At 63.2% G+C, this 5,637-nt stretch carries 4 protein-coding genes and 1 pseudogene; all 5 read left to right on the top strand.

Translation table 11 applies throughout. The features are described 5' to 3' along the window. Nucleotides 1–236 precede the first annotated feature (236 nt). A complete protein-coding gene (gene kdpF / locus BFP90_RS10440) occupies nt 237–326 on the top strand; it encodes a K(+)-transporting ATPase subunit F (RefSeq protein WP_003218754.1) in 90 nt (29 codons plus the stop codon). Nucleotides 327–335: 9 nt separating this feature from the next. After that, nucleotides 336–2,030 (top strand): potassium-transporting ATPase subunit KdpA, encoded by a 1,695-nt coding sequence (kdpA, locus tag BFP90_RS10435; protein WP_065896607.1) that lies wholly within the window; start codon nt 336–338, stop codon nt 2,028–2,030. A gap of 11 nt (nt 2,031–2,041) precedes the next feature. After that, on the top strand, nt 2,042–4,105 hold the full coding sequence (gene kdpB / locus BFP90_RS10430; protein ID WP_240995446.1) for a potassium-transporting ATPase subunit KdpB: 2,064 nt from the start codon (nt 2,042–2,044) through the stop codon (nt 4,103–4,105). Between the two features lie 83 nt (nt 4,106–4,188). Further along, nucleotides 4,189–4,734: a potassium-transporting ATPase subunit KdpC gene (gene kdpC / locus BFP90_RS10425; protein WP_065896605.1), complete on the top strand. Its 546-nt coding sequence runs from the start codon at nt 4,189–4,191 to the stop codon at nt 4,732–4,734. A gap of 144 nt (nt 4,735–4,878) precedes the next feature. Then, nucleotides 4,879–5,637, top strand: a pseudogene (locus BFP90_RS10420) (histidine kinase); the annotation flags it as partial.

Here is a 5,637-nt window from a genome sequence, read left to right as displayed (position 1 = left end):
TCAGGTAGATACGCGTTAGCTCCCTCGCCACAGGTGCGGTGTCGCACCAAAATTGTGTAGATACCTATGCCCCGATGAGGCCCAGCCAGCCACTGCAACCCCCCAGTAAACCGCGCATAAAGCCATTCTTTACGCCATCTTTACGCCCCGCGCCCCGCCTCGCTCTCGTTCCTTTACACCCCTCCTGCGGACAATTGCCCCACACGCGGCACTCGCCGTTAAACGGAGAAACTTCCATGAGCGTTCTGGACGGGGTGTCACTGCTATTGGCCGTGGCGCTGTTCATTTATCTGCTGGTTGCGCTGTTACGCGCGGATCGGAACTAGGAGCGGGCTATGCACAGTTATGACTATTGGCTGATCATCGCCTTCTTCGCCGTGGTACTGGTGCCGGCACCGTTTCTGGGGCGGTTCTATTACAAGGTGATGGAAGGCCAGCGCACGTGGCTGACGCCGGTGCTGGGGCCTGTCGAGAAAGCCTGTTATCGCCTGTCGGGTGTGGACGATCAACAAGAGCAAAGCTGGCAGAAGTACATGCTGGCCTTGCTTGCATTCAACCTGGCGGGCTTCCTGCTGTTGTTCGCCATCCTGTTGTTTCAGGACTATCTCCCACTCAACCCGCAGAAATTGCCGGGCCAGGAATGGACGCTGGCGTTCAACACCGCGGTCAGTTTCATGACCAATACCAACTGGCAGAACTACAGCGGCGAAGCCTCCCTGAGCTACCTCAGCCAGATGGTCGGCCTCACCGTGCAGAACTTCGTCAGCGCCGCCACCGGCCTGGCAGTGCTTGTCGCGCTTTGTCGTGGGATCGGTCGCAAATCCACCGCGACTCTGGGGAATTTCTGGGTCGACATGACCCGCGCCACGCTCTACGGTTTGCTGCCGCTGTGCCTGGTGCTGGCGCTGTTCCTGGTGTGGCAGGGTGTGCCGCAGACGTTCGCCCATTACGTTGATGCCGTGACGATGCAGGGTGTGGATCAAGTCATTCCCCTGGGCCCTGCAGCCAGCCAGATTGCGATCAAGCAACTGGGCACCAATGGCGGCGGCTTCTTTGGGGTGAACTCGGCGCATCCGTTCGAAGACCCGACGGCCTGGGCCAACCTCTTCGAAGTGGCGTCGATCATCCTGATCCCGGTTGCCCTGGTGTTCACCTTCGGTCACTACGTCAAAGACCTGCGTCAGAGCCGCGCGATTCTCGCGTGCATGCTGGCCTTGTTCCTGATTGGCGGCGCGACGTCGCTGTGGTCCGAGTACCAGCCCAATCCGACCCTGAATAACCCGGCCGTGGAACACACCGCGCCGCTGGAAGGCAAGGAAACACGCTTCGGCACCACCGGCACGGTGCTCTGGTCGGTGACGACCACTGCGGCCTCCAACGGATCGGTCAACGGCATGCAGGACAGCCTCAACCCTCTGAGCGGCATGGTGGCGCTGGTCAACATGATGGTTGGCGAAGTGATTTTCGGCGGCGTCGGTGCCGGTCTGTACGGCATGTTGCTCAATGTGTTGATCGCGGTGTTCCTCGCCGGCCTGATGATCGGCCGCACCCCGGAATACCTGGGCAAGAAGCTTCAGGCCAAGGAAGTGCAATTGCTCGTCGTGACCCTGCTCGTAATGCCGGTGGGTGTGCTCGTGCTGGGTGCCATCGCCGCCAGCCTGCCGGGCCCGGCCGGAGCCATCAGCAACCCTGGGCCCCACGGTTTTAGCCAGTTGCTCTACGCCTACACCTCGGCCAGTGCCAACAACGGTTCGGCGTTCGGCGGTTTCAGCGGCAACACCGCGTTTCACAACCTGATGCTCGGCCTGGGCATGTTGATTGGCCGGTTCGGTTACATCCTGCCGGTGCTGGCCCTCGCCGGTAGCCTGGCGATGAAGAAGACCGCACCGATTGGCCAGAACAGTTTTCCGACCCACGGCCCGTTGTTCGTGACGCTGTTGACCGTGACCATCTTGCTGGTGGGCGGCCTGACGTTTCTGCCGACACTGGCGCTGGGCCCGATTGCTGAACACCTGAGCATGGGCTTCTAAGTCAAGGGGATATGAGAATGAACATGTCTGTAAAAAATGCTGCCCCCGCGCGCACTCAGGAGCCCGCCAAAACCGCGATCTCTGCGTTGTGGCGCCCGGCGCTGGTCCAGGCGTTCGTCAAGCTGGACCCCCGTCAATTGCAACGTTCGCCCGTGATGCTGGTGGTCGAGCTGACCGCCATTCTGACCACCGTGCTGTGCTTTGTGCCCGATACCAGCGTGCCGACTTTCGTGGCCGTGCAAATCGCGGTGTGGCTGTGGTTCACCGTGTTGTTCGCCAACTTCGCTGAAGCCTTGGCCGAAGGCCGTGGCAAGGCCCGCGCCGACAGCCTCAAGGCCGGCAGTGAGGGCCTGAGCGCGCGCCGCAAGGAGGCCGACGGCAGCTTCAAGGTGGTACCGGCCACCAGCCTGCGCAAAGGTGATGTGGTGCGCGTCGCGGCAGGCGAAATGATTCCTGGCGACGGCGAAGTGATCGAAGGCATCGCCGCGGTCAACGAAGCAGCGATTACCGGCGAGTCCGCCCCGGTGATCCGCGAGTCCGGCGGCGACCGCTCGGCCGTCACCGGTAACACTCGACTGGTATCGGACTGGCTGCTGGTCCGCATCACCGCCAACCCCGGCGAGTCGACCCTGGACCGCATGATCGCGCTGGTGGAAGGCGCCAAACGCCAGAAAACCCCCAACGAAGTTGCACTGGATATCCTGCTGATCGGCCTCACCCTGATCTTCCTGCTGGTGGTGGTTACCCTGCAGCCGTTCGCTCACTTCGCCAATGGCAGCCTGCCCCTGGTGTTCCTCGTCGCACTGCTGGTGACGCTGATTCCCACGACCATTGGCGGCTTGCTCTCGGCCATCGGCATTGCGGGCATGGACCGTCTGGTGCGGTTGAACGTGATCGCCAAGTCCGGTCGCGCGGTGGAAGCGGCAGGGGATGTGCACGTGTTGCTGCTGGACAAGACCGGCACCATCACCTTCGGTAACCGTCGTTGCACCGCCGTGGTTGCGGCGCCCGGTGTCAGTGGTCGGGAAGTGGCTGAAGGCGCGTTGTTCGCCTCCCTGGCCGATGACACGGCGGAAGGCAAGTCCATCGTCGAATACCTGCGCGCCTTGCACCCCCAGGCCGAGCCGACGCTGGAGCAACTGACCGCCGTACCGTTCAGCGCGGAAACCCGCTTATCCGGTGTCGATTACCAGGGCCGCGTCTTTCGCAAGGGTGCGGTGGATTCGCTGCTGGCGTTTATCGGCCAGCAACGTAGCGACCTGTTACCTGCGCTGTCGCGGGAAATCGACAAGATCGCGCAGAGTGGCGGCACGCCGTTGCTGGTGTGCGCCGATGGCAAGTTACTCGGTGCGATCCATCTCAAAGACGTGGTCAAGCCCGGTATCCGCGAGCGTTTCGCCGAGCTGCGCAAGTTGGGCATTCGTACCGTGATGGTCACCGGCGATAACCCGCTGACCGCCGCCGCGATTGCCGCTGAAGCCGGCGTGGATGATGTACTGGCTGAAGCCACGCCTGAGAAGAAACTGGCGCGTATCCGCCATGAACAGAACGACGGCCGTCTGGTCGCCATGTGCGGCGACGGCGCCAACGACGCCCCGGCACTGGCCCAGGCCGATGTCGGCATGGCGATGAACGACGGTACCCAGGCTGCGCGGGAAGCCGCGAACATGGTCGACCTCGACAGCGATCCGACCAAGCTGCTGGACGTGGTGCAGATCGGCAAGGAGTTGCTGGTGACCCGGGGTGCGCTGACCACCTTTTCCATCGCCAACGACGTGGCCAAGTACTTCGCGATCCTGCCGGCGCTGTTTGCCTCGATCTATCCGCAACTGGGCGTGCTCAATGTCATGCACTTGCAGAGCCCGCAGAGTGCGATCCTGTCGGCCATCGTGTTCAACGCGCTGATCATCGTGGTGCTGATTCCCCTGGCCCTGCGCGGTGTGCGCGTGCAAGCCGCGAGCGCGGCCGCGCTGTTGCGCCGCAACCTGCTGATCTACGGCCTGGGTGGGCTGCTGGTGCCCTTTGTGGGCATCAAGGCGATCGACATGCTGCTGACGGCGCTGCACCTGGTTTGAGCCTGATCATTCCCACGCTCAGCGTGGGAATGCCGCCCCGGACGCTCCGCGTCCCACCGCATCACTGCACCGAGGAGTCTGAAATGTCCAACATCATCCGCCCAGCCCTGAGCCTGCTGGTACTCATGACCCTGATCACCGGCGTCGCCTACCCGCTGGTGGTGACCGGCGTCGCGCAAGTAGCCTTTGCGGACCAGGCCAATGGCAGCCTGGTGCGCGATGCCAGCGGCAAGGTGCGCGGCTCCAGCCTGATCGCCCAGGATTTCAGCGGCGACGGCTGGTTCCACCCACGCCCTTCGGCCGGCGCGTTCGCGACGGTTTCCAGCAGTGCCAGCAACCTTGGCCCGAGCAACCCCGCACTGGCCGCGCGTATCTTTGACGACGCGACTAAACAACAGGTGCCAGGCCAGGGGCCGGTACCGTTGGCCTCGCTGACGACCTCCGGCAGCGGGCTCGATCCACACTTGCCACCCGAGGCAATTGCCTATCAACTGGCGCGAGTGGCGGCCGCACGGAATGTACCGGTGTCGACCTTGCAGCGGCTGTTGGATGAACACATCGAAAGCCCGTTGGTAGGCCCGCCCGTAGTCAACGTGCTGGCCCTGAACATGGCCCTGGAAAAACTCTGAACCCTGTGGGAGGGGGCTTGCTCCCGATAGCGCTGGTTCAGTTGAAATAGCTGTTACTGACACACCGCTATCGGGAGCAAGCCCCCTCCCACATTTGATCTTCATTGAACCTGACTACTTTGAACACCTGAGGAACCCCCGCGCATGAGCGACTCCGGCCGCGCCGATGCCCTGCTAGCCGATCTGCCCCGCAACGGCCGTGGCCGGCTCAAAGTTTTCCTTGGCGCCGCGCCCGGCGTGGGCAAGACCTACGCCATGCTCCAGGCTGCCCATACTCAACTGCGCCAGGGTGTGGCTCTGATCGCCGGGGTGGTCGAGACCCACGGCCGCGCCGAGACCGAAGCCTTGCTCAGCGGTTTGCCGCAACAGCCGTTGTTGCGCAGCGAATACCGGGGCGTAATGCTTGAAGAAATGGACCTAGACGGCCTGCTCGCGGCCCGACCCAAGCTGGTGCTGGTCGATGAACTGGCCCATAGCAACGCTCCCGGCAGCCGTCATGAAAAGCGCTGGCAGGACATCCAGGAACTGCTCGCGGCCGGCATCAACGTGTTCACCACAGTCAACGTCCAGCACCTGGAAAGTCTCAACGACCAGGTGCGTGGCATCACCGGCGTGCAGGTGCGCGAAACCCTGCCGGACTGGGTGCTGCAGGAGGCCGACGAACTGCTGCTGATCGACCTGCCATCCCGCGAATTGCTCGAGCGCCTGCGCGACGGCAAGGTGTATGTGCCGGAACAGGCGCGTGCGGCCATCGATGCGTTTTTCACCCAGACCAACTTGATGGCCCTGCGCGAGCTGGCCATGCAGACCGCTGCCGCCCATGTCGACGACGATCTGGCCCAGGGATATCGCCAGCTCGGCCAAGCGGCGCCGGCGGTGCGGGGTCGCCTGCTGGTGGGGGTC

The organism is Pseudomonas sp. 24 E 13, from assembly GCF_900004715.1.
GTDB lineage: Bacteria > Pseudomonadota > Gammaproteobacteria > Pseudomonadales > Pseudomonadaceae > Aquipseudomonas > Aquipseudomonas orientalis_A.
Note: the sequence above shows the minus strand (reverse complement) of the source record. Positions and strands in the feature narration are given on the sequence as shown.

Coding starts and splice junctions, on each gene's coding strand:
- kdpC (WP_065896605.1), top strand. CDS start 4,189: ATGTCCAACATCATCCGCCCAGCCCTGAGCCTGCTGGTACTCATGACC.
- kdpB (WP_240995446.1), top strand. CDS start 2,042: ATGAGAATGAACATGTCTGTAAAAAATGCTGCCCCCGCGCGCACTCAG.
- kdpF (WP_003218754.1), top strand. CDS start 237: ATGAGCGTTCTGGACGGGGTGTCACTGCTATTGGCCGTGGCGCTGTTC.
- kdpA (WP_065896607.1), top strand. CDS start 336: ATGCACAGTTATGACTATTGGCTGATCATCGCCTTCTTCGCCGTGGTA.